The organism is Polaromonas sp. (assembly GCF_012927455.1).
Lineage (GTDB): Bacteria > Pseudomonadota > Gammaproteobacteria > Burkholderiales > Burkholderiaceae_C > Polaromonas.
The window spans coordinates 466,003-485,805 of the sequence record NZ_JABBPE010000002.1 but is presented as its reverse complement, the minus strand read 5'-3'; the positions used below and the strand labels follow the sequence as shown (position 1 = coordinate 485,805).

Below are 19,803 nucleotides of genomic sequence, written 5' to 3'. Positions count from 1 at the left end.
ACTGGCCTTGCCGCAACCCTTGGTGGAGCGCCGTCATGGGTAACCCATCACTGCCAACGCTGCTGTTTTACTGCCAGCATTCGCTGGGCATCGGACACCTGACACGCAGCTTCGCGCTGGCTACTGCGCTGGCCCAACGCTTTCGCGTGGTCTTTTTGAACGGCGGCCGATTGCCGCCAGGTGTGCTGGTGCCGGCGGGAATTGAACGCATCGACCTACCGCCGCTGGGTATGGACGATGGCCACACCGTCGTCAGCCGTGATGCCGTGTTTGACGTGGCCGCTGCGCGCGTCGAACGCCGCCGCCTGATCGATGCGGCGGTAGTTTCGACCCAGCCCGATGTGTTGCTGGTCGAATTGTTCCCCTTTGGCCGCAAGAAGTTCGCCACCGAAATACTGCCGATGATTCGCGCCGCGCGCGCCCAGCCCAGTGGTGCGCTGGTGGCCTGCAGCCTGCGCGACATTTTGGTTGACGTGCGGCCCGACCAGCAGCACCACGATGACCGTGCGCGCTGGCTGACCGACCGTTACTTTGATGCGGTTCTGGTGCATTCGGACCCTGAATTTGCCCGGCTGGAGACGAGCTTTCGGCCAACACGGCCGATGCGAACTCCGGTATTTCACAGCGGCTTTGTTGTGCCTGCACGCGAGCGGGCCGCTTCATGCGTGCGCGGCGGGCACCTGTTGGTGTCTGCTGGCGGCGGCATCGTCGGCGATGCGCTGTTTCGTTGTGCTCTGGCGGCGCGCGCGCTGCTGGCGCAGCCCTTGCCGATGCGGATCATCGCCGGGCCATTCCTGCCCGAGCCGCACTGGCAAGCCCTGCAGCGCCAGGCTGAAGGCATGCCGGGCGTCGAGCTGGTGCGCCACGTCAGCGACATGGTGCTGGAGATGCGCGCTGCGCGGGCCTCGCTCAGCCAGTGCGGCTACAACACCGCGCTCGACCTGGTCGTATCCGGCGTTCCGGCTCTGGTCGTGCCTTACCAGACGGCCACGGAAAACGAGCAAAGCCAGCGCGCCGAACGTTTGGCCGCGCTGGGCGCCATGCTGCAGCTTGACGCCGACGCCTTGCGCCCCGAAGTCCTGGCCACCGCCATCGAACGACTGCTGGCCTTCAAGCCACAGCCCGCTGCACTCGCGCTGGACGGCGCTGAGCGCAGCGCCAGCATCCTCGCCCAGTTGCAGGCCCAGCAACGCCAAACCCAAATTCAGGAAGCAACATGTCTGACGTCTTGACCCCAGTGCGTGTCGCACTCGATGCGGCAAGCGCGCCGCTTGATATCTTTCTGCGGGACGACGACGCCGGCTGGAATGACGCGCGCCTGATCGCGCTTCTCGATGTCGCGGCGCGCGCCGGCGTGGTGATCGATCTGGCGGTGATTCCGCTGGCCCTCGGTGATGCACTGGCGCATGCGCTGCGCGCGCGCATCGATGCCGCGCCCGGGCGCGTCGGCGTGCACCAGCACGGCTACGCCCACGCCAACCACCAGAGCGAGGGTCGTTCGGGCGAGTTTGGCGCGGCGCGCGATATGGATGCGCAGCGCCAGGACTTGCTGCGTGGCCGCGCCCTGTTGCAGCAGCATTTTGACGATCGCCTGGACGCCATCTTCACCCCCCCCTGGAACCGCTGCGCACCCGGCACGCCAGGGCTGCTGGCCGAGTTGGGCTACGCAGTACTGTCGCGCGACCGCGGCGCCACGCCGCAGCGCGCGCTGCCGGAACTGCCGGTTGACGTGGACTGGTGCAAACACCACCGTGCCGGCGGTCCGGCAGCCCTGGCCGAGGCGCTGGCGCGCGCCATCAGCCAGCGCAACGCCGACGGCCAGCCGCTAGGCCTGATGCTGCATCACGCGGCAATGGATGACGGCGAGCTGGCCTTGCTTGAAGGCTGGCTCGTCGCGCTGGCGCGGCATTCGCGTCTGCGCTGGCGCTCCATGCGCGCGCTGCAGCCAACAAGCGTTGAATGCCTTGGCAAGGCTGCGCTCCACATCGCGGCCTGAGTGCGACAAAAGGACACACCCATGAACTTTTCCACTCTCCTGGTTCTAGCCGCCGCGGCATGCCAGGCGCTGGGCGCAACGGTTCACGCGCAGGACTTAACACCCGTCGGGCTCGTCACGCCACCAGAACCCGCGGGACTGCGCGTCGACGAACGCCGCTCCGAGCAGCCCCTGACGGTCAATGCCCTCGGCCGGCCTGTGCAGCTGAGTGGCAGCTGGGAATACAGCGATGAGCTGCGCGACAACTTCGACCTTAACTCTGCCACGGCGCGTGATCGCCGCGTGCGTGAGCACGAAGTCAAGCTGGAGGCGCGCACGCGGCCAACCCAGGACACCGAGCTCTTTTTGCAGGCTGTCGGCCTGCACGAATCGCGCCGCACACAGGGCAGCGACGGCAAGCAGACGAGCCAGGCGCTGGAGCGCGGCCAGGCCTGGGTCAAGTTTGAGCGGCTGGGCGGCACCCTCTGGGCGCTGCAGGCCGGTCGCGTAGCGCTGATCGACCGCCGCGCCTGGTGGTGGGACGATGACCTGGACGCCGTGCGCGTGCTCTACGCCGGCGACAAATGGCGCCTGGACACCGGCCTCGCGCGCGAAGTTGCGCGGGTGTCTTCGGCCGAACATGGGATCAAGCCCAGCGTGCGCGGCGTGAATCGCTGGTTCGGGCAAGCGACTTGGCGCCTTGCACGCCGCCATACGATCGATGCGTTCTGGCTGCATGCGCGCGACAGCTCCGCACGACCGACCGTCGGCTCGCTGGCAGCCAGCGAAGACGACACCGATCCGAGCGACCTTACCGCCCGTTGGCACGGCTTGCGCGCCAGCGGTGAATGGCGCTTTGACAAAGGTCCTCGCCTGGCCTACTGGGCCGATGCCGCCATGCTGCGCGGCAGCGAGACGCTTACGCGCTACAGCGAGCGCGCTGATGGCCAGTTCACTGCCGGCAGCAGCAGCACGCGACGCGTGCGCGGCCAGGCGCTGGACGTCGGCGCGACGCTGATCTTCCCGGTCCCGCTGCGTCCGTCGGTCACGCTGGGCTATGCGCGCGGTTCGGGCGGTGAACGCAGTGCCACGCTTGACGCCAACTTTCGCCAGACCGGACTCCAGGAGAACAAAACCCGCTTGGCCGGCGTCAAGCGGCTGCGCCGCTACGGGGAGTTGCTGCAGCCCGAGCTGTCCAACCTGGCGGTGAGCACGCTGGGTGCGGGCGTTCGCGTTCTCGGCAACAGCTCGGTTGAGCTGGTAGCGCACCGCTACCGCCAGCGCGTTCCCTCTACCGAGCTGCCCGGCGCGCGCCTGAGCACTGACCCTTTGGGCGCGAACGGCGACATCGGCCGCGAACTCGATCTGGCGGTGGTACTGCGCGAGTGGCGGCAGGTAGAGCTCACATTCAAGTGGTCGCGCTTCAAGCCTGGCGCGGCCTTCGCCAGCAACCGGCGCAATCCGGCGCGCGCAATCGAGCTAGGCATGTCAGTCAACTTTTAACCTTCGATTCAACTGGAGAGACAAGAATGAAACTCACTGTCATTGGCACCGGTTATGTGGGCTTGGTCACTGGCGCGTGCTTCGCCGAAATGGGCAACGACGTTCTGTGCGTCGATGTCGACCAGCGAAAAATTGAGCGTATCCAAAACGGCGACCTGCCGATCTTTGAGCCCGGCCTGGCGGAAATCGTGGCGCGCAACGTGAGCGGCGGGCGGCTGCATTTCACCACCGACCTGAAGGAAGGCGTGCGCTTCGGCACCATTCAGTTCATCGCCGTCGGCACGCCGCCCGACGAGGACGGCTCGGCCGACATGCAACATGTGCTGGCCGCCGCGCGCACCATCGGCGAGCATATGACTGACTACAAGCTGGTGGTCGATAAAAGCACGGTGCCGGTCGGTACGGCCGATGCGGTGCGCGGAGCGGTCACCAAGGCGCTGGCGCGGCGCTGCGTCGACGTGCCTTTCAGTGTTGTGTCCAACCCCGAGTTTTTGAAGGAAGGCGCTGCGGTCGAAGACTTCATGCGCCCGGACCGCATCGTGGTTGGCGTTGATGACGAGCGCGCGCAATACCTGATGCAGGCGCTGTATGCACCGTTTCAGCGCCAGCGCGACAAGCTGGTCATGATGGACATACGCTCGGCCGAACTGACCAAGTACGCTGCCAACGCCATGCTGGCCACGCGCATCAGCTTCATGAACGAAATGGCGCTGCTGGCCGAAAAGCTGGGCGCCGACATCGAACAGGTGCGGCGCGGCATCGGCAGCGACCCGCGCATAGGCGCGCAGTTTCTCTATCCGGGTTGCGGCTACGGCGGCTCATGCTTCCCCAAGGACGTGAAGGCCTTGCTGCACAGCGCCGAAAGCGTGGGCGAACCACTGCATGTACTCGGCGCTGTAGAGCGAGCCAACGAGCGGCAAAAGCATGTGCTGGTCGACCGCATCGTCGAGCGCTTCGGCGAAGACTTGCACGGCCGGCTGTTCGCGTTGTGGGGTTTGGCTTTCAAGCCCGACACCGACGACCTGCGCGAGGCACCCAGCCGTGTCGTGGTGGCCGCACTGGTGCGGCGCGGTGCGCGTGTGGTGGCGCATGACCCGGTGGCGATGGACGAGGCGCGGCGCGTCTTTGCGATGGACTCCGCGCAGCTGGAGTTTGCCGCCACGCCCAATGATGCGCTGCAGGGAGCAGATGCGCTGATCATCGTCACAGAATGGCGGCACTTCCGCTCGCCGGACTTTGCCCGGATGAAGCAGTTGCTCAAGCAGCCCGTAATATTTGACGGCCGAAATCTTTTTAACCCACGGACGGTGCGCAACGCGGGCATCGAGTACCACCCAATTGGCCGGTCCATGAATGTGCCAGCGCTTGCGGTTGCCGCCATTAATCTCGTTATGGAGGAAATAATATGACCACCGTTGCTGTTGTCGGGCTCGGCTATGTCGGCCTGCCCCTGGTGGTGGAGTTCGGCAAGAAGCTGCGCACCCTGGGTTTTGATATAGACGCCAAGAAAGTCGCGTCGTGCCGCGACTACAAGGATCCCTCCCGCGAGATATCAAGTCAAGAGATGCGGCTTGCGAAAGGCGCCGAATACCACTGCGATCCCGCAGTGCTGCGCGAGGCAAACATCGTGCTGGTGGCGGTACCGACGCCGGTCGATTCTGCCCACACGCCGGACTTCGGGCCGTTGATCCGCGCCAGCCAGGCGATTGGGGAGAACCTGAACAAGGGAGCAACGGTGGTCTATGAGTCCACGGTGTACCCGGGCGCTACCGAAGAGGTTTGTATTCCGGTGCTCGAACGCGCTTCAGGTCTGCGCTGGAAACAGGACTTCTTCGTCGGATACAGCCCCGAACGCATCAATCCAGGCGACGGCAGCCACAGCCTGATCAACGTCACCAAGGTGGTGGCGGGCGATACGCCGCAAACGCTGGACCGCGTGGCCGCGCTCTACGAAATGGTGGTGTCTGCCGGCGTCCATCGCTGCACCAGCATCAAGGCGGCCGAGGCCTGCAAGGTGATTGAAAACACACAGCGCGATCTGAACATCGCGTTGATGAATGAGCTGGCGATCATCTTCGAGCGCATCGGCATCGACACCAACGAGGTGCTGGACGCGGCGGCAACGAAGTGGAACTTTTTGCGCTTTCGGCCCGGCCTGGTGGGCGGCCACTGTATAGGCGTCGATCCGTTCTACCTGACGCACAAGGCCGAGATGCTCGGTTACCACCCGCAGGTCATTCTGGCGGGGCGGCGCATTAACGACGGCATGGGCAAGTTCATCGCCGAGCAGACCATCAAGCAGATGATTGCGGCGGGCAGCTACATCAAGGGCGCAAAAGTCAATGTGCTGGGGCTGAGCTTCAAGGAAAACTGCGCCGACCTGCGCAACAGCAAGGTCTACGACGTCATCTGTGAATTGCAGGCCTACGGCGTTGAGGTCCATGTGCACGATCCGGTGGCAGACCCCGAAACGGCGCTGCACGAATACGGCGTGACGCTGCTGCCGTGGCGCGACCTGCCGCGTGCCGATGCCATGATTGCCGCCGTCGCGCATAACGAGTTGGTAGCTTTAAGCATGGAAGACATTAGTCAGAAGCTAGTGCGCGCAGGGTGTTTCATGGACGTCAAAGGCTGCTTCGACGCGACAGGGTTACGGGCAAGTGGGCTTCAGGTATGGCGGCTGTGATGACTGCTGTTAAATCGAGCGTCCTTGTCACTGGTGTTGCCGGGTTCATTGGGTTGCATGTCGCGCAGGCGCTACTGGCACGCGGCGATAGCGTGGTGGGCATCGATAACCTGAACGACTATTACGATCCGGCGCTCAAGCGCGCGAGATTGGCTCAGCTGACCGGCCAGCCAGGCTTCACCTTTGAGCGGCTGGACATTGCAGACCCGGCAGCCGTGGAAAACCGCTTTGCCCAGGGCGGGTTTGAGCGGGTTGTGCACCTAGCTGCTCAGGCCGGCGTGCGCCATTCCATCACCCATCCTCTCGACTACGCACAGGCCAACCTGGTGGGCTTCCTCAACGTTTTGGAGGGCTGCCGCGCAAGCGCTTGCCTGCACCTGGTGTACGCCAGCAGTTCCAGCGTGTACGGCGGAAATCGGAAACTGCCATTTTCTGAGGGCGACCCGGTGGACCGGCCCGTCAGTCTGTACGCCGCCACCAAGAAGGCCAATGAGCTGATGGCCCACAGCTACAGCCACCTGTACGGACTGCCCTGCACGGGCTTACGCTTTTTCACGGTTTACGGACCATGGGGTCGGCCCGACATGGCCTATTTTTCTTTTACGCGCGCCATCCTCGCTGGTGAGCCGATTGCGGTGTTCAACCACGGGCAGATGAGCCGCGACTTCACCTACATCGACGATATTGTTGCCGGTGTGCTGGGCGCGCTGGACCACTCTCCGGCTTGCGCAGATGACCACTCCGCGCCGTACCGTGTACTCAACATCGGCAGCAACGCGCCCGTACCGCTGCTCGATTTCATAGCCGAGCTTGAGCGCGCCCTTGGGCGCAAGGCGCAGCTCGATCTGCAGCCCATGCAGCCGGGCGACGTGCCAGCCACTTATGCAGACGTGTCACGTTTGCAGGCGCTTATTGGAACCTCCCGACCGGCTACGTCGCTGGAGCAGGGGGTGCGGCGATTTGTGGCGTGGTACAGGAGCTATTACTTTGCCGCAGGTGCGAGTGCGAGTACGCGGACCGTCGCGGGAAAGTCAGGTCAGCCAGCATGACGGGACCGCTTCTCAGTTCTAACAATCCAGCCGTGACCACGCTTTACGTGGCGCGGCATGGTCAAAGCGAATGGAACAATCAAAGCCGCGTGACCGGGCAGCTCAATCCTGGCTTGTCACCCAAAGGCCAGCAGCAAAGTGAAGCTTTGGCGCAGTGCCTGCAAGACGAAGACCTCGCGGCGATTTACGCGAGCGAACTACAACGCACGATCCACACGGCACAGCCCACTGCCAGCGCCAAACAATTGCCGATCAACTCCTTGTCGGCGCTCAACGAGATGAATCTCGGGGTGCTGCAAGGGCGCTTTCGGGATGAACGCGATCCCCAGGCCCAGGCCATGTGGGCGCAAGTGCATGCCGACATGTGGGGTTATCAGGTGCCAGGCGCCGAGAACTACCACGACTTGATGCAGCGCGTCAGTCAGGCACTTCAGGAAATTCTTCAGCAGCACCGTGGACGCCGCATTCTGATCGTCGGGCATCGCAACACCAACCGTGTATTGATGGGAAAACTTCTGGATTGGCCCCATGAGCGTTGGCCTGAACTGCGTTTGCGCAACAAATTTTTTTATCGCATCCGGCTTGGTGCCAAGACTGAAGTTGCGACATTTACCTTGAGCGGAAACAAAACCGGGGTATGCCATGACAGCTTCATCATGTGATTCAGCGCGGCGGGCATTTTCGCAGTGGAGCGGCCGGGTCCACGCGATTCCGGGTCGCAAGGAGGTACTTCATACGTCGCTGGCGCGGGGCGCAAATTCGAAACTGGACATCAACCTATGAAACCGGGGTCCTCGCGCTTCAGGCGCATCGTCCTCGCCGACTTGCGCGCCCGCAAGTGGAGCATTGCGTTTGCCTTCCTCAGCTTGCTGGGGGCTACTGCGATGGAGCTTTTGTCGCCGTGGCCGATCAAGATCGTGATCGACTACATCTTGCTGGCAAAGCCGCTGCCTTCAAGTCTTGACTGGCTCCAGCCCCTTTTCGCAAGTGGCACCACTGTTGCCTTGGTCGTGGTTTCGTGCTCCATTGCGGTGATTGCCTTGTTAAGTGGCGGCTTTGCCTATCTGCAAACGTATTTGAGTGCCAAGGTTGGCTACGAAATGGTTTATACGCTGCGGCGTGAGTTGTTCTCTCACCTGCAGCAACTGTCGCTGTCTTTTCACAATCGTTCGCGTTCTGGCGAGCTGCTCAACAAAGTCGCGTCTGACACCAACTTGATCCGCGATGTGTTCGCCGACTGGGCAATCCACTTTACCGCGCAACTTCTGATGTTGGCCGGTGTGCTGGTGATCATGCTGGCGATGAACTGGCGACTCGCCCTTGTGGTGCTGGCAACACTGCCGCTGCTTTTTACCGTGCTGTACTTCCTGAATCGAAAGATACGGCTGTCGGCCCGCTCCCAGCGCAAGCAGGAGGGCATGGTGATCTCGCGGCTGAACGAGGTGTTGTCCTCGATCGCGCTGGTACAGGCCTTCGGTCGCGAAAATTTCGAGCATGAGCGGTTTTCGGCTGAGAGTGCTCAAAGCCTGGAGTCGGGGCTTATCAACGCTCGCTCCGCCGCGGCGGTTTCCAAAGCCATCGGCTTGGCCACTGCGCTGGGTACAGCGGGCACGGTACTGGTTGGCGCCTGGCTCGCACTTAAAGGGCAGATCACGCCCGGCGACTTGCTGGTTTTCGTGGCTTATGTCAACAACCTGTACCGACCCATCAAAGACCTTGGCAAGATCTGGGCAAAGTTTTCGCGCGCCCGCGTCAGTGCGGAGCGGGTGAGCGAAGTGTTTGCGATTGAGCCAGATATTCTCGACTTTCCCGACGCCATCAAAGCAAACGATCTCAAGGGAGAGATCGTGCTGGAGCATGTCACTTTTGGCTACGAGAACGCCGCACCCATCCTCGATGACGTGTCATTGCACATTCGTGCGGGCGAACGCGTCGCGCTGATTGGTGCCTCGGGCGCCGGGAAATCAACCCTGGTCAGCCTGCTGCTGCGCCTGTACGAACCACAGGCTGGGGCGATCCGCATTGATGGCCGCAACCTTGCTGCGTACACACGCGAGTCGCTGCGTCGCGAGATCGGCATCGTGCTGCAAGACACCATTTTGTTTGGCGCCAGCATCCGCGAAAACATTGCCTATGGAAAACCTGATGCAACGCTGGAAGAGGTTGAGCAAGCGGCCCGCGCGGCGCATGCCGATACGTTCATTTCGCAATTGACCGATGGCTATGACGCATTGGTGGGCGAGCGCGGCTGCCTGCTTTCGGGCGGCCAGCGTCAGCGCATCTGTCTTGCACGTGCTCTGATCAAGCGGCCATCCATCCTGATCCTGGACGAGCCAACGTCTGCGGTCGATCCAGAGTCCGCAGCGGCGATTGACCGGGCGCTCAACGAGATGCACGCTGGAAAGACGCAACTTGTTATCGGTCACCAGTTTTCAACATTTGCGAAGTTTGACCGGGTGTTGACTCTTAAAAGCGGCAAGCTGATCGAGATCGACATGCAGGACCAACTCATGGCTACGCGGACCTTGCGGCCGCTCAAACAAGTCATGCCGGGCGATTGAGCACTCACTGCATTTTTAGATCATCCGTGCGCTTTGTCGGCTGCGCTTTTGCGGTGCGTCAAATAGAACTGCTCTTATTCAGACGGCCCGCGTCCTCGTCCTGAGAAACCGTGGCCACCGCTGCTGCCGGCCAGCGGGGATTGGTCAAAAGTTCATGGATGCCACTGATTGCCTGTGGAAAATGGCTCTTTTTGTGCGTTTGGCGGCGTGCCATGGGCTGGCCCGACCCGCATGGCTTCAGGCGGCCAGAAACAGTGCCGGGTCCACCATGGCCCGGTTCAGCATCACGCCCCAATGCAGGTGCGGCCCGGTTGCGCGGCCGGTGGCGCCCACCGCACCCAGGCGCTCGCCGGTTTTCAAAGTGTCGCCCGGCTTCACGTCGATGGCGCTCAGGTGGCACAGCATGCTCAGCAGCCCGCCGCCGTGGTCCAGCCACACGGTGCTGCCGTTGAAGAAATAGTCGCCTGTGTCTATCACCCGTCCGGGCAGCGGCGCCGCCACTGGCGTTCCCATGGCGGCCGCGAAGTCCATGCCGCTGTGCGGATTGCGCGACTGCCCGTTGAACACGCGGCGCAGCCCGAACGAGCTGGAGCGGCGCCCCGGCACCGGCACGCGCATGCGCAGCGAGGTCTGCGGCAAGGGTTCGGAGAAGGTCGCCATCACCGTCGCCAGGTGCGCGCGCTCGCGCTCGTAGCGCGCCTGGTCTTCGGGCGACAGATCGACCGTGCCCGGCGCCACCTTCAGGCGCTGCTCCAGATAGCGCTTGGGCGCCACAGTGTAGGGAATTTGCCGCTGGCCGCCTTGGGCCGTTTGCACAGCAATGCTGGCTTCGCCGGGCTTGGCCGCCAAGGGAATGCCGACCAGCGCCGTCCACTCAATCACATCGCCCAGCACCAGCAGGGGAGCCTCGCCCGCGTGCGCCACCGGCCGCGCCGCCGAGGGGCCAAGCGACAGCCGGGCGATGCCGCCGGGCACTTGCGCGGCGTTGGGCCAGACATCAGAGGGCTGCGGCGCGCCGGCTGCGTCAACGCGTGATGCGGGCAGCGCCAGCAGCGCCATGGCGCCCATCAGGGCAGAGCGGCGCGTCAGCGTTGGATGAATGAGAGGGGAGAGCAGGTGGTGGGACATGGGCACGGTGTGTGAAGTGAGGGCCAGTGTGAAGTATGCGCGAGCCGCCACCGATTACGTCGCAGAAACCTGCTTCCACACCAGCAACAAGTTGTTGGCGGGCATGGCGTGGCGTGCCGACAGTTGCAGCCCGGCGCCTGCGGCCTCCCGCTCAACGTCTTTGCTTCGGCGAATGCCCCAGGCCGGGCTTTGCGCGCGCAGACTTTGGTCAAACGCCAGATTGCCCGCCGATGTCGCAACGCCGCTTTCCAGATACGGGCCGTAGGTGATCAGCACGCCGCCCGGCGCCAGGTGCCGTGCGCTGCCACGCATCAAGGCGGCGCAAGTGGCCCAAGGCGAGATGTGCAGCATGTTGGCGCAGTAAATCGCGTCAAATCGCGCATCGTCTGGCAGCCAGTGCGCGGCCATCACGTCAAGCAGCAGGGGCGCGCGCACATTGCTCAAATCCAGCTGCGCCACGCGCGCGGCAATGCTGGGCAGCCCATTAAGCTGCGCGTCGCTGGGCTGCCAGCTCCAGTTCGGCAGGTTGGCGGCAAACCAGGCGACATGCTGGCCGGTGCCCGAGGCAATTTCCAGCGCACTGCCGCGCTCGGGCAGCAACTGGTGCAGCAGATCGAGAATCGGCTCTTTGTTGCGGTCAGCGGCTGGGCTGAAGTCGGGTTGGGACATGGTGGAAGGGGCCTGGATGCTGGAGTTTGGGGATGAAAACAGGTCTGGCCCTTGTGGTATGTGTGCGAGCAGCTATAAAAGTAATAGCAACGCGATTCCGCAAATCAGGGCAGCGAAGCTATTTGAGCCCGCAGGCCGGAATGTGACGAAGGTAGTCGGCAAGGCGCACAGGGTCTGCGCGGCTCATAGGGCCACAGCCTCGCGCAGCACCTGTTCCCTGAAGCTCGCCGGCAGGCCGTCAGGGGTCAGCACATCCACGTCCATCCCCAGCAACTGCTTCAACTCGAAGCGGATAGCGCCAATGTCCATCAGCGTGGTTTGCGGGGTGGGCTCCACCAGCAGGTCCAGATCGCTGCCCGCCACATCGTCGCCGCGCAGGGCGGAGCCGAACACCCGAACCCCAACCACGCGGTGGCGCAGCGCGATCTCGCGAATTTGCGTGCGGTGCAGGGAAAGAGCTTCTGAAGGGCGCATGAGGGCAAGTTTACAGCGATCGACTTGTTCTGGATAAAAATGGCCTCTAGCCCAATAGATACGGGCGCAAGCAGCTATATAAATAATAGCAACCGTGGGTCTGCCACGTTGACGGGCTGCCGCTTCATTCCATCGAGTTTTTTGTCTTGGGGTTTTCCACGCCAGGCTGCCGTTGGTCGAACGGCCCATGACCGCCATGGCTGCCGTGCTGGGGCTTGGGAAAAGATGGTCTTTGGCAAAGAGACGTACAGACCGGTTTGTGCAGCCATGACGCCGTCGTTGACAAGATGTTCGCGCAGGCGTTCGTTGGATGTGTCTTGAATGGAGGCCACGTTTTCCGTGCGCCCGCGTGAGCCCTTGAGCGACTGCGACTACAAGCACATCGCTGTCATCGGGCGTGTCAATCACACTGCCGGCGATGGACGTGCTGCAAGCGGGCAGAGTCAACAGCTTTTGTGCCTCACGGCACAGCGCTTTATTCCTGCGTCATCGTGATTTTGCCGTCCCGCACGTAGTCATCAAATTGCGTGCGCGGAATGGCCGTCACTTCAGCAACGCCGTCAGTTCCCCAGCTTAAAGTGGCGCTGTCGGGCGCCAAGTCCACTTCCACGCGGCCGCGCGGTATTTCGATGGGGACACCGTCTCCCGGTGTGAAGGTCACTGCACCGGTAATCGTGGCGAATTGAGGCATGGCAAGTTCCTTGATGGGTTAAAAGGCCGGCCTTCCTGGCCCGAAGCAGTTAGTTTGCCATCCTCCGCAAGCTTTTTGTGTCGGCGAAGGTCGCCTATGCGAGGCGGTGTGTGCTGCCGGTTTCTCTGCAACCCCCGGAACTTTCAATCTGAACGCTTCAGCCATGTGTCGGGCTCGGTTGGCTGACAGTGTGAGCGCCTAGTGCAGTTCTTTGGGCGCGGGTTAGCAGATTATTAGAAGCTTCTGCATCTTGAGCCATGGCTTGGATCGCAGCGGCTGATGGGTGGGCCGCAACGCAGCTGTTGATTGCTGCATTGCGATAGCATCGCCGCATGAGTACCCGTTACGAGAGCGTTCACATCGCCTCGCTTTATCCCGATGCCTTCCATGTGGCGGCCCCCGCTTGCGCCCTGGGGCGCGAAGTGTGGCCGCGCCAACCGGGTGTTTTCATCCGCGCGGCCCAAGCCCAGAAGGCCCAAGAGGCCCAAGAGGCCCAAGAGGCCCAAGAGGCCGCAGACGCTGACAAGCCCCCGCGTGAGATGCCATCTCGTGAGCTGGTGGCCGGGCAATTTGGCCTGGTGCCGCGATGGGTCAAGTCTGCGTCTGACGCCAAGCTGCGTTCGACCAAGCTGGTCAATGCACGCTCGGAAACCGTGACCACGTCCACCAACTTCCGGGATGCCTGGCTGGGCGGGCAGCGCTGCGTTGTGCCGATGATGGCGTTCATCGAAGATGATTGGCGCAGCGGCAAGGCCGTGCCCACCCGCATTGCCCGTGTCGATGGCAAGCCCATGAGTGTGGCGGGCTTGTGGGAAGGCTGGACGGGGGCGGAGGGCGACGTCATCATCAGCTTCACCTTGCTCACGCTGAACGCCAACAGCCACGCCCTGATGAGCCGCTACCAGCAGCCCGGCAATGAAAAACGCATGTTGGCGATCTTGAACGAGGGCGCCGCCGACGCCTGGCTCAGCACCCGCCCCGAGAAGGCCCGAGAGTTCATGCGGGCCTATCCGGCCAACTGGCTGACCGCCAACCCGGTTGAGAAAAGCCGCTGATTAGAGGTTTGAGCCACCACCGGGGATCACGTGATCCGCTGCGTCATGGCGCATGCAGCGAGGGTCGCTACGTCACCTCAAAAAGCAGCGAGGCTGATCGAGATTTAAATCTGACCCCAGCTACGCCGGGTGTGATGCCGACTGGGCATATAGCTAATTGGCCTCAAGCCGGCTGGTGTGAACCGCGCGCGGACAGATCTCGCTGCCCGGCCAGCAAACCGGCGACCGATATATCTTCATCCAGCGCATCCCAGTGCAAGCCGCCTTTGCTCAGTTCAACCTTGGCTCTTTCTTCGGGCGTCGCCTGCAGCAGGCGCGGGAACCAGGTTAGCGGCGCGGCGATCGTGCGGCCATCAGACAGGCTGACCCACAAAGTGTCGTCGTCAAAGCGAATAGATTTAGGCGAAATATTCATTCCAAGTCCTTTCGATGAGCTCTTTGTTGGTGGTGACAACGCCTTGCAGTTCGCGCAGCGTGCGTGCGTCAAAACCGTCACTGTCAGCCAGGTAAACGGTGGGTGTTAACCAGAATTTTGCCTCACCGTCAGCGCCGCGAACGTGAACGTGCATGGCCTCACGCGGATTACCTTCGTTGGAATAGAAGAAAAACCGGAACGACTTGTAGCGGAATACGACTGGCATGTACTGGAGTTTAACGGCGCATAGAACTTGAGAGTGAAATAGGGTTCTAGCCCAATAAGCATGGGCGCAAGCAGCTATTAAAAAGATAGCAAGCCGGTTTTCACAAGTTACGCTTTCTGGGCGCGACGTGTCACTGCAGCGCTGCCGCGAGCCTTCTCAGGCTTAGTCTCAACCCCGGGCACTTTCAAGCCGAACGCTTCAGCCATGCGACGGGCGCGGTCGGCTGAATCTCTCAAAGCCTTTTCAAGCACTTTGGGCGGCGGCCTCAGTCGGCTTTGGTTTGGTTTTGCAGTTGAAGTCATGGCGTTCGTTTTGACGGCAACTACCCTCAAGTCACTTCAAGCTCAAGATGCACACGCCGTCCGATAGCCGTGGCCACGTTGACCAACGCGTCCAGCGAAAACCTTGATACGCGTCCGCGCAGCAAGTCATTCATGCGTGGCTGGGTGATGCCGCACTGGGCGGCGGCTTCAACCTGCGTCCATTTGCTCTCTTTCACGATCGCCGCAATTTGCTGCATCAACTCGGCCCGCGCACGCAGGTTGGCAGCTTGCTCGGGCGTGTCGGCCAGTGCGTCCCACACGCTGGAAAAAGTTTCTGATTTGCTCATTTCTGGCCTTTCATGAATTCGGTTAATCGTTCTTTCGCAAGATCAATATCACGCTTCGACGTGGTCTGTGTTTTCTTCTGAAACGCGTGCAGCACGATCACCGCATCCGCCAGCCGGGCGGTGTACACAACACGGTAAGTGCCCGATTCATCCCAAATACGAATCTCTTCGACGCCCTTGCCAATGCTGGGCATCGGCTTGAAGTCATCCGGCTGCTCACCCCGCTGGACCTTGTCGATCTGGTAGCCCGCGTCCTGCCTGGCGTCTTCCGGGAAGTCTCAGTGCTTTTAGCGAGTTCCCGAGAAAGCGCACGGATTTCATTAGCTTGAATATACTGGTTCGGATATAAATTCGCAAGTTGGGTTTCAAGAACCCACTACGTTAAGCAAGCCTTGGTGCTTACTCAGGCTGTGCTCTTTCGTGGCAGTTGCTCAAAACATTGGGTGATTTGAAATACCCAATTCAGGGTTGTTCGTACCCAAATTGGGATTTCTCGAGAGAAATCTTGGTCAAATATGGCTCTAGCCCCCGTGTAATAGGCGCAAGCAGCTATTAAAAGCGTAGCAACCGTCAGCCGGCCACAGTCACAGACTGCCGCTTCACCTCGTCCAGCGTCCTGCCCTGCGAATTCTTCCACTCCACCCAGCCGTTGGCAGAGCGGCCCATGACCGCCATGGCGGCCGTGCTGGGGCTTGGGAAAAGATGGTCACGGGTAAAGACGTACAGACCGTTTTGTGCGGCCATGACGCCGTCGTTGACGAGTTGTTCGCGCAAGCGTTCGTTGGGGGTGCCTTGAATGGATGCCACTTTTTCCGTGCGCCCGCGTGAGCCCCTGAGCACCACAAAGCCTTCCGTTGTGTACTCGCCCACACCGTCTGCGCCAGAGCCCTTGCAATAGAACAGTTCCTTTTCACTGGCGGGGAGAAATATCTGGATGGTTTGGGGGCGGGGCATTGAATTTGACCGGGAATTGGCAGCAAGCCAAATTGTTTAAGAGTTCTGTGCTGAATATGACTCCAGCCCCCGTGGAATATGCGCAATCAGCTATTAATAATATAGCGGAAGCTCATTGCATGACGGCTGCCGCTGGCGATCAAACGCCGTGGATCAGACCGGGTGAAAATCCTGCGGCCACAAGAAGTAAGGCCCAAAGCGCCCTTTGGCAACAAACTCCACGCCTACACTTTCACCCTTCGGCGTTACGACATGTTTGTCGCCGGAGAGCAAAAGATAGCCCTGCTCGGTCGCGCGATCCAATAGCTGTGCAGTCTTCAAACCGAGTTTTTGCGCCAACTTGCCGGACGGCAGCTTGTCACCGGCAGTTTCTGCTTCGGTGCTCTTGTCCGCATCGTGGCTGTCAGTTTCGGGTTCGCTGGTCACCCGTTCCAGCGAAATGCGCACCTCGTCGCTGATACGGATGATGCGCTGGGCCTCTTCATAGGCGTCTTTGTACAACTGACCGTCTTCGGCGCGCCGAATCAGGATGCCCATTTCATTATTGTTGACCTGGCTGAACTCATACAAGTTCAGGCTGGTGACAATGCACATCTCTTCATTCATGTAGCACTTGGCATGCAGGTTTTTGCAGAAGCTGGTTCGGATATAAGTCAGGCCGCGCAGCCACTCGATTTCCTGCGGCTGCAGTTCACTCTTGCCGTAGACGATGCGCACATCGATCTTCAGCCGGTTCTTGTCGGCGAGCAGCTCTTTCATGCGGTCGTTGAGTTTGAGAAACGGGCTGATCAGAATCAAGCGGTCTGACGCGCCCTTAATCATTTCTTCGAGGAAATAGTTGGTTGCGCTGGTGTTTAGAAACTTTGCCATCCGACTTTATCTTTCAGGACCAATTAAAAATTTAAGATTTCCAGATTTCTCAGTTTGGTAGCTCAGGGGGTGTGAAGCTTGAATACAGAATCAGCTAAGCGACTTCCGGCGGACACCAGCTTTGATAACACTCTAAGCTGTTCTGTAGTTGCAATATTTGTTGCAGGTTTTGGATAATTAACAGTGTGATCTATTTCACCCCAAATCTCTTCAAATAAAGTTCGTACTTGGATCTCGCAGCTTGCTTGCGCCCCTTTTTTTGGACGCACCACGTAATGAATACTAGTGTAGTGAGATGGTTTGATTTTAACCTTCAATCCAAGCCCCTGAAAAAATTGGGTCGCGTCAGGATCCCAAGAGTATGCGATCGGCTTTTCGACAAGATACCATTCTTTATCAGTGACACGACTTATTATGAACTCATGTATTTTGGCTGCTTGAGCTTGGTGTAGGTGAAGAACACGCACCCCTGCTAAATCAGTAATATCTGTAAATAGTGATCCTTCGGTAATTTCCTTGCTATCTGATTCTTTACGCGCTATCTTCTCGGCAAGGTGACTCGGATCTTTTAATCTTGTTTTAATAGAGTGAATAATAGGATGAGGATCACTGTTTAACGCCGGATCAAATCGTAATGCGTTTGAAACCCCTTCTTGAAATAACTTGAAGAGGTGCAGGTTTGTCTGGTACAGATCAACTAGTTTAGCAATCCGTTTTTGCTTAGCAGTTGCCATGATTACACGTTTTTAAGTCTTTTTAGGAGCTCGCGCGCGAAGGATTTGTACGCATCTTTAGTGTCACGATAGCGTTGTGCTGCACCCGCTACCGTGTTTTGATGCTCCGCATCAAGAGCGTTGATGCTCGGCACTTTCCACATCGGCACATGATAATGCTGTGCAAGGGCAGGAAAAGTATTATGTGTATGCATAACTGCAGTTTCCCCTATTGGCGTTTCTAACTCCGTCTCTGTAATGTGACTGCGGAGTTCGGGAGCAATATAAGTTTTAATTTCTCTAGGAATTTTTTCTGCAAAACTTAAGTGAGCTTGTGCAAGATTCCATTTGTACGCTGGTGTGTACGTGTATTTTTTCGCGTTATAAATCGTATATCCTAAAAAAGTGACAAAACGATTAGGAAACTGTTTTCGCTTGTCGGTAGAGATGAGTTGGTAAAGTGTGTCAAAGTCTTGCTTCCATTTGGCAAGTGATTTTCCAATATTTCGAATTCCATAGAGTGAAAATAAATCTGGATAAGCAGGCACAAAAAAGCCATCTACCGTGGAAATAATTACTTTATTAAGAGCGCCTAAGCTAGGCGAAGTATCTATTATTACAAAGTCATAAGAGTGGATGCCGGAATATTCTTCTGCAAGATTTCTAATTCTAGTCATGGTACGTATCGCTAGTGAGTCGCCGCGATACGCGTCAGCCCACCGTGATGCCACCTTTTCTTCATATGAATGAAGAGATAACCGACCGGGTATTAGGTCCAAATTTTTAGCGAGCTTAAGAGGTGGTGAGAGATTGTCGAACTCCCCAGTCCCTTCTTCAGTAGGTTTTAGCAGGAAGTGCAAACTGCGCGTATTGGCCAGAAGCTTTTTTATTTGTGCTTTAGAGGCAGTAGCTCTCGTTATCTCGATGCCTTCATCAATATAAGGATCTTCTGGTTCCCAGATTGCCGAAATCGCATCTGAATCAACTGAAAATATTGTTAAATTGCATTGAGGGTCTGCATCGATCATCAATACCTTATGTCCTAATTCTGCAAGTGCATGAGCAAGATGAAAAGTGAGAGTTGTTTTTCCAACTCCTCCTTTGTTATTAAATACTGATATTGTTTTCATACTGTTCTAGCGAAAGTTATATGCTTAAGTAAATTATTAAAGAAAATTCGAATTATATTGCCTAAATCCGAACTATCTACCCAATAGTTCTTCGACTCCATAGCCAAATCAAGCACAGGGCTACCCGCCACATAAGCCACCAGATCCGCCACAAAAATTCATGCCGTTCAAACTGAAACTGGTTATCGGTTTGGCCGCAGTCAATGATGGCTTTTCTACTAACTGCACCACTTTCAGGCTGTTGGGCTTCAGTTTTTCGATGACGTCTTTGCCGCCTGCAACGTCTGGGTGTCGACACGTAGGCAATTGTAGGTGCGCGCCTTGGCCCATACGGTTTTGAGTGAGCCCTCAGGACTGGGCGAAGGCGCGGGATTTGATTTCGTTCCAAAAAAGGCGGATATCTGTTATCGCTTCTGCGACCGGTTGCGCCGGTAGCCATGTTTGCGGTGCTAGTGGGCGATGGAAATCATCAGTAAATTAACGACTTCAACGCCGTAAATCACTCTGTAAGGAAAGCGATTGAGACGGCAACGGCGAACTTGTGGATTTAAAGGGTGCCAGGCTTGCGGAAACTAGGCGATCAGTTTCAGTGTTTTTAGGGTTTCCGCCAGAAAAGCATCGCCCAAACCGGGTGCTTGGTTGGTGTACCAGGCGATGGCCTCGTCAAGCTCATGCTGCGCTGGCTCCAGCAGTTGGATGCTCATGCGCCCGGGACTTGGTATCTGGTCAGTACTTCGGATAGCGTCGCCGCACGAATCTCGCCCCTTCGCCAGGCTGCCAGGCGGTCATCCGCCTCGGCCGCCCACAGTGCTTCGATGGAAGGATCGGGGGCGTCCAGGCTGTCGAGAATATGTTCCACCAATGCCATGCGCTCCGCAGGCGGTAGCTGAACGGCTTGTTCACTCAATGCTTTGGCGGTTGTTGGCATGACAGGCTCCTGGTAAAAACGGGTGCAATGATCTTTTGAATATACCGCCGGGGTCGGCTTTATCTCAACGTGGCCTGCGCACTCCCGAATTTTTAGGGGGAAATGTGGCTCTAGCGCCCGAATGGTGGGCGCGAGTAGCTATCAAAATAATAGCGGTTGGGGTTTG

Annotated in this window: 22 protein-coding genes and 2 pseudogenes; 9 read left to right on the top strand and 15 right to left on the bottom strand. The window is 59.1% G+C overall.

The window, feature by feature from the left end:
- Positions 1 to 35 precede the first annotated feature (35 nt).
- The 8 genes from HHJ18_RS02835 (at position 36) to HHJ18_RS02800 (ending at position 9,774) form a co-directional block, all read left to right on the top strand.
- Positions 36 to 1,232, top strand: coding sequence for a glycosyltransferase (locus tag HHJ18_RS02835; protein ID WP_296911313.1), 1,197 nt, complete (start codon positions 36 to 38; stop codon positions 1,230 to 1,232).
- Positions 1,217 to 1,996: a hypothetical protein gene (locus tag HHJ18_RS02830; protein ID WP_296911311.1), complete on the top strand. Its 780-nt coding sequence runs from the start codon at positions 1,217 to 1,219 to the stop codon at positions 1,994 to 1,996. Before HHJ18_RS02835 ends, HHJ18_RS02830 begins: the two co-directional genes overlap by 16 nt.
- Before the next feature lie 21 nt (positions 1,997 to 2,017).
- Entirely contained in the window at positions 2,018 to 3,478 is a 1,461-nt protein-coding gene (locus HHJ18_RS02825; RefSeq protein WP_296911309.1) for an alginate export family protein, read from the top strand.
- Between the two features lie 26 nt (positions 3,479 to 3,504).
- Positions 3,505 to 4,887 carry a UDP-glucose/GDP-mannose dehydrogenase family protein gene (locus tag HHJ18_RS02820; protein ID WP_296911307.1) on the top strand — a complete coding sequence of 461 codons (1,383 nt, stop codon included), beginning with the start codon at positions 3,505 to 3,507 and terminating at the stop codon, positions 4,885 to 4,887.
- The gene (locus tag HHJ18_RS02815) at positions 4,884 to 6,164 is read left to right on the top strand and encodes a nucleotide sugar dehydrogenase (protein WP_296911305.1); all 1,281 of its coding nucleotides are present in this window, start codon (positions 4,884 to 4,886) and stop codon (positions 6,162 to 6,164) included. Before HHJ18_RS02820 ends, HHJ18_RS02815 begins: the two co-directional genes overlap by 4 nt.
- Positions 6,164 to 7,213, top strand: coding sequence for an NAD-dependent epimerase (locus HHJ18_RS02810; RefSeq protein ID WP_296911303.1), 1,050 nt, complete (start codon positions 6,164 to 6,166; stop codon positions 7,211 to 7,213). The genes HHJ18_RS02815 and HHJ18_RS02810 overlap by 1 nt, the downstream gene beginning before the upstream one ends.
- 32 nt (positions 7,214 to 7,245) lie before the next feature.
- The gene (locus HHJ18_RS02805; RefSeq protein WP_296911301.1) at positions 7,246 to 7,875 is read left to right on the top strand and encodes a histidine phosphatase family protein; all 630 of its coding nucleotides are present in this window, start codon (positions 7,246 to 7,248) and stop codon (positions 7,873 to 7,875) included.
- Between the two features lie 117 nt (positions 7,876 to 7,992).
- Positions 7,993 to 9,774, top strand: coding sequence for an ABC transporter ATP-binding protein (locus HHJ18_RS02800; RefSeq protein ID WP_296911299.1), 1,782 nt, complete (start codon positions 7,993 to 7,995; stop codon positions 9,772 to 9,774).
- 237 nt (positions 9,775 to 10,011) lie between these two features.
- Here the strand turns inward: HHJ18_RS02800 and HHJ18_RS02795 are convergent, their stop codons facing one another.
- The 5 genes and pseudogenes from HHJ18_RS02795 to HHJ18_RS02780 form a co-directional block, all read right to left on the bottom strand.
- Positions 10,012 to 10,902, bottom strand: coding sequence for a M23 family metallopeptidase (locus tag HHJ18_RS02795; RefSeq protein ID WP_296911905.1), 891 nt, complete (start codon positions 10,900 to 10,902; stop codon positions 10,012 to 10,014).
- 54 nt (positions 10,903 to 10,956) lie between these two features.
- Complete coding sequence (locus HHJ18_RS02790; RefSeq protein ID WP_296911297.1) at positions 10,957 to 11,571, bottom strand: DUF938 domain-containing protein; 615 nt, start codon at positions 11,569 to 11,571, stop codon at positions 10,957 to 10,959.
- Between the two features lie 183 nt (positions 11,572 to 11,754).
- The gene (locus HHJ18_RS02785) at positions 11,755 to 12,045 is read right to left on the bottom strand and encodes a nucleotidyltransferase family protein (RefSeq protein ID WP_296911295.1); all 291 of its coding nucleotides are present in this window, start codon (positions 12,043 to 12,045) and stop codon (positions 11,755 to 11,757) included.
- A gap of 150 nt (positions 12,046 to 12,195) precedes the next feature.
- Positions 12,196 to 12,426, bottom strand: a pseudogene (locus HHJ18_RS20930) (DUF4357 domain-containing protein); the annotation flags it as partial.
- 94 nt (positions 12,427 to 12,520) lie between these two features.
- Complete coding sequence (locus HHJ18_RS02780; protein ID WP_296911293.1) at positions 12,521 to 12,736, bottom strand: hypothetical protein; 216 nt, start codon at positions 12,734 to 12,736, stop codon at positions 12,521 to 12,523.
- Positions 12,737 to 13,068: 332 nt separating this feature from the next.
- Here HHJ18_RS02780 and HHJ18_RS02775 point away from each other — a divergent pair, with 332 nt between their 5' ends.
- Entirely contained in the window at positions 13,069 to 13,791 is a 723-nt protein-coding gene (locus HHJ18_RS02775; protein WP_296911291.1) for an SOS response-associated peptidase family protein, read from the top strand.
- Between the two features lie 163 nt (positions 13,792 to 13,954).
- On the opposite strand, the gene HHJ18_RS02770 is transcribed toward HHJ18_RS02775, so the two are convergent.
- The 10 genes and pseudogenes from HHJ18_RS02770 to HHJ18_RS02725 all read right to left on the bottom strand — a co-directional run bounded on the left by HHJ18_RS02770 (position 13,955) and on the right by HHJ18_RS02725 (position 19,637).
- The gene (locus HHJ18_RS02770; protein ID WP_296911289.1) at positions 13,955 to 14,206 is read right to left on the bottom strand and encodes a DUF2442 domain-containing protein; all 252 of its coding nucleotides are present in this window, start codon (positions 14,204 to 14,206) and stop codon (positions 13,955 to 13,957) included.
- A complete protein-coding gene (locus HHJ18_RS02765) occupies positions 14,190 to 14,432 on the bottom strand; it encodes a DUF4160 domain-containing protein (RefSeq protein ID WP_296911287.1) in 243 nt (80 codons plus the stop codon). The genes HHJ18_RS02770 and HHJ18_RS02765 overlap by 17 nt, the downstream gene beginning before the upstream one ends.
- A gap of 328 nt (positions 14,433 to 14,760) precedes the next feature.
- Complete coding sequence (locus HHJ18_RS02760; protein WP_296911286.1) at positions 14,761 to 15,042, bottom strand: XRE family transcriptional regulator; 282 nt, start codon at positions 15,040 to 15,042, stop codon at positions 14,761 to 14,763.
- Positions 15,039 to 15,363, bottom strand: a pseudogene (locus tag HHJ18_RS02755) (type II toxin-antitoxin system RelE/ParE family toxin). Before HHJ18_RS02755 ends, HHJ18_RS02760 begins: the two are co-directional and overlap by 4 nt.
- Before the next feature lie 249 nt (positions 15,364 to 15,612).
- Positions 15,613 to 15,996, bottom strand: coding sequence for a DUF4357 domain-containing protein (locus tag HHJ18_RS02750; protein WP_296911285.1), 384 nt, complete (start codon positions 15,994 to 15,996; stop codon positions 15,613 to 15,615).
- A 153-nt stretch (positions 15,997 to 16,149) separates the two neighbouring features.
- Positions 16,150 to 16,866, bottom strand: coding sequence for a phospholipase D family protein (locus tag HHJ18_RS02745; protein WP_296911284.1), 717 nt, complete (start codon positions 16,864 to 16,866; stop codon positions 16,150 to 16,152).
- Between the two features lie 62 nt (positions 16,867 to 16,928).
- A complete protein-coding gene (locus HHJ18_RS02740) occupies positions 16,929 to 17,600 on the bottom strand; it encodes a RelA/SpoT domain-containing protein (RefSeq protein ID WP_296911283.1) in 672 nt (223 codons plus the stop codon).
- A gap of 2 nt (positions 17,601 to 17,602) precedes the next feature.
- Positions 17,603 to 18,709: an AAA family ATPase gene (locus tag HHJ18_RS02735; RefSeq protein WP_296911282.1), complete on the bottom strand. Its 1,107-nt coding sequence runs from the start codon at positions 18,707 to 18,709 to the stop codon at positions 17,603 to 17,605.
- Positions 18,710 to 19,281: 572 nt separating this feature from the next.
- The gene (locus HHJ18_RS02730; protein WP_296911281.1) at positions 19,282 to 19,413 is read right to left on the bottom strand and encodes a hypothetical protein; all 132 of its coding nucleotides are present in this window, start codon (positions 19,411 to 19,413) and stop codon (positions 19,282 to 19,284) included.
- Positions 19,410 to 19,637, bottom strand: coding sequence for an addiction module protein (locus HHJ18_RS02725; protein WP_296911280.1), 228 nt, complete (start codon positions 19,635 to 19,637; stop codon positions 19,410 to 19,412). Before HHJ18_RS02725 ends, HHJ18_RS02730 begins: the two co-directional genes overlap by 4 nt.
- Between the last annotated feature and the right edge of the window lie 166 nt (positions 19,638 to 19,803).

Bases quoted from the DNA above. Each gene is read 5' to 3' on its own strand.
- HHJ18_RS02835 (WP_296911313.1), top strand. From the start codon at position 36: ATGGGTAACCCATCACTGCCAACGCTGCTGTTTTACTGCCAGCATTCG.
- HHJ18_RS02830 (WP_296911311.1), top strand. From the start codon at position 1,217: ATGTCTGACGTCTTGACCCCAGTGCGTGTCGCACTCGATGCGGCAAGC.
- HHJ18_RS02825 (WP_296911309.1), top strand. From the start codon at position 2,018: ATGAACTTTTCCACTCTCCTGGTTCTAGCCGCCGCGGCATGCCAGGCG.
- HHJ18_RS02820 (WP_296911307.1), top strand. From the start codon at position 3,505: ATGAAACTCACTGTCATTGGCACCGGTTATGTGGGCTTGGTCACTGGC.
- HHJ18_RS02815 (WP_296911305.1), top strand. From the start codon at position 4,884: ATGACCACCGTTGCTGTTGTCGGGCTCGGCTATGTCGGCCTGCCCCTG.
- HHJ18_RS02810 (WP_296911303.1), top strand. From the start codon at position 6,164: ATGACTGCTGTTAAATCGAGCGTCCTTGTCACTGGTGTTGCCGGGTTC.
- HHJ18_RS02800 (WP_296911299.1), top strand. From the start codon at position 7,993: ATGAAACCGGGGTCCTCGCGCTTCAGGCGCATCGTCCTCGCCGACTTG.
- HHJ18_RS02795 (WP_296911905.1), bottom strand. From the start codon at position 10,902: ATGTCCCACCACCTGCTCTCCCCTCTCATTCATCCAACGCTGACGCGC.
- HHJ18_RS02790 (WP_296911297.1), bottom strand. From the start codon at position 11,571: ATGTCCCAACCCGACTTCAGCCCAGCCGCTGACCGCAACAAAGAGCCG.
- HHJ18_RS02785 (WP_296911295.1), bottom strand. From the start codon at position 12,045: ATGCGCCCTTCAGAAGCTCTTTCCCTGCACCGCACGCAAATTCGCGAG.
- HHJ18_RS02780 (WP_296911293.1), bottom strand. From the start codon at position 12,736: ATGCCTCAATTCGCCACGATTACCGGTGCAGTGACCTTCACACCGGGA.
- HHJ18_RS02775 (WP_296911291.1), top strand. From the start codon at position 13,069: ATGAGTACCCGTTACGAGAGCGTTCACATCGCCTCGCTTTATCCCGAT.
- HHJ18_RS02770 (WP_296911289.1), bottom strand. From the start codon at position 14,206: ATGAATATTTCGCCTAAATCTATTCGCTTTGACGACGACACTTTGTGG.
- HHJ18_RS02765 (WP_296911287.1), bottom strand. From the start codon at position 14,432: ATGCCAGTCGTATTCCGCTACAAGTCGTTCCGGTTTTTCTTCTATTCC.
- HHJ18_RS02760 (WP_296911286.1), bottom strand. From the start codon at position 15,042: ATGAGCAAATCAGAAACTTTTTCCAGCGTGTGGGACGCACTGGCCGAC.
- HHJ18_RS02750 (WP_296911285.1), bottom strand. From the start codon at position 15,996: ATGCCCCGCCCCCAAACCATCCAGATATTTCTCCCCGCCAGTGAAAAG.
- HHJ18_RS02745 (WP_296911284.1), bottom strand. From the start codon at position 16,866: ATGGCAAAGTTTCTAAACACCAGCGCAACCAACTATTTCCTCGAAGAA.
- HHJ18_RS02740 (WP_296911283.1), bottom strand. From the start codon at position 17,600: ATGGCAACTGCTAAGCAAAAACGGATTGCTAAACTAGTTGATCTGTAC.
- HHJ18_RS02735 (WP_296911282.1), bottom strand. From the start codon at position 18,709: ATGAAAACAATATCAGTATTTAATAACAAAGGAGGAGTTGGAAAAACA.
- HHJ18_RS02730 (WP_296911281.1), bottom strand. From the start codon at position 19,413: ATGAGCATCCAACTGCTGGAGCCAGCGCAGCATGAGCTTGACGAGGCC.
- HHJ18_RS02725 (WP_296911280.1), bottom strand. From the start codon at position 19,637: ATGCCAACAACCGCCAAAGCATTGAGTGAACAAGCCGTTCAGCTACCG.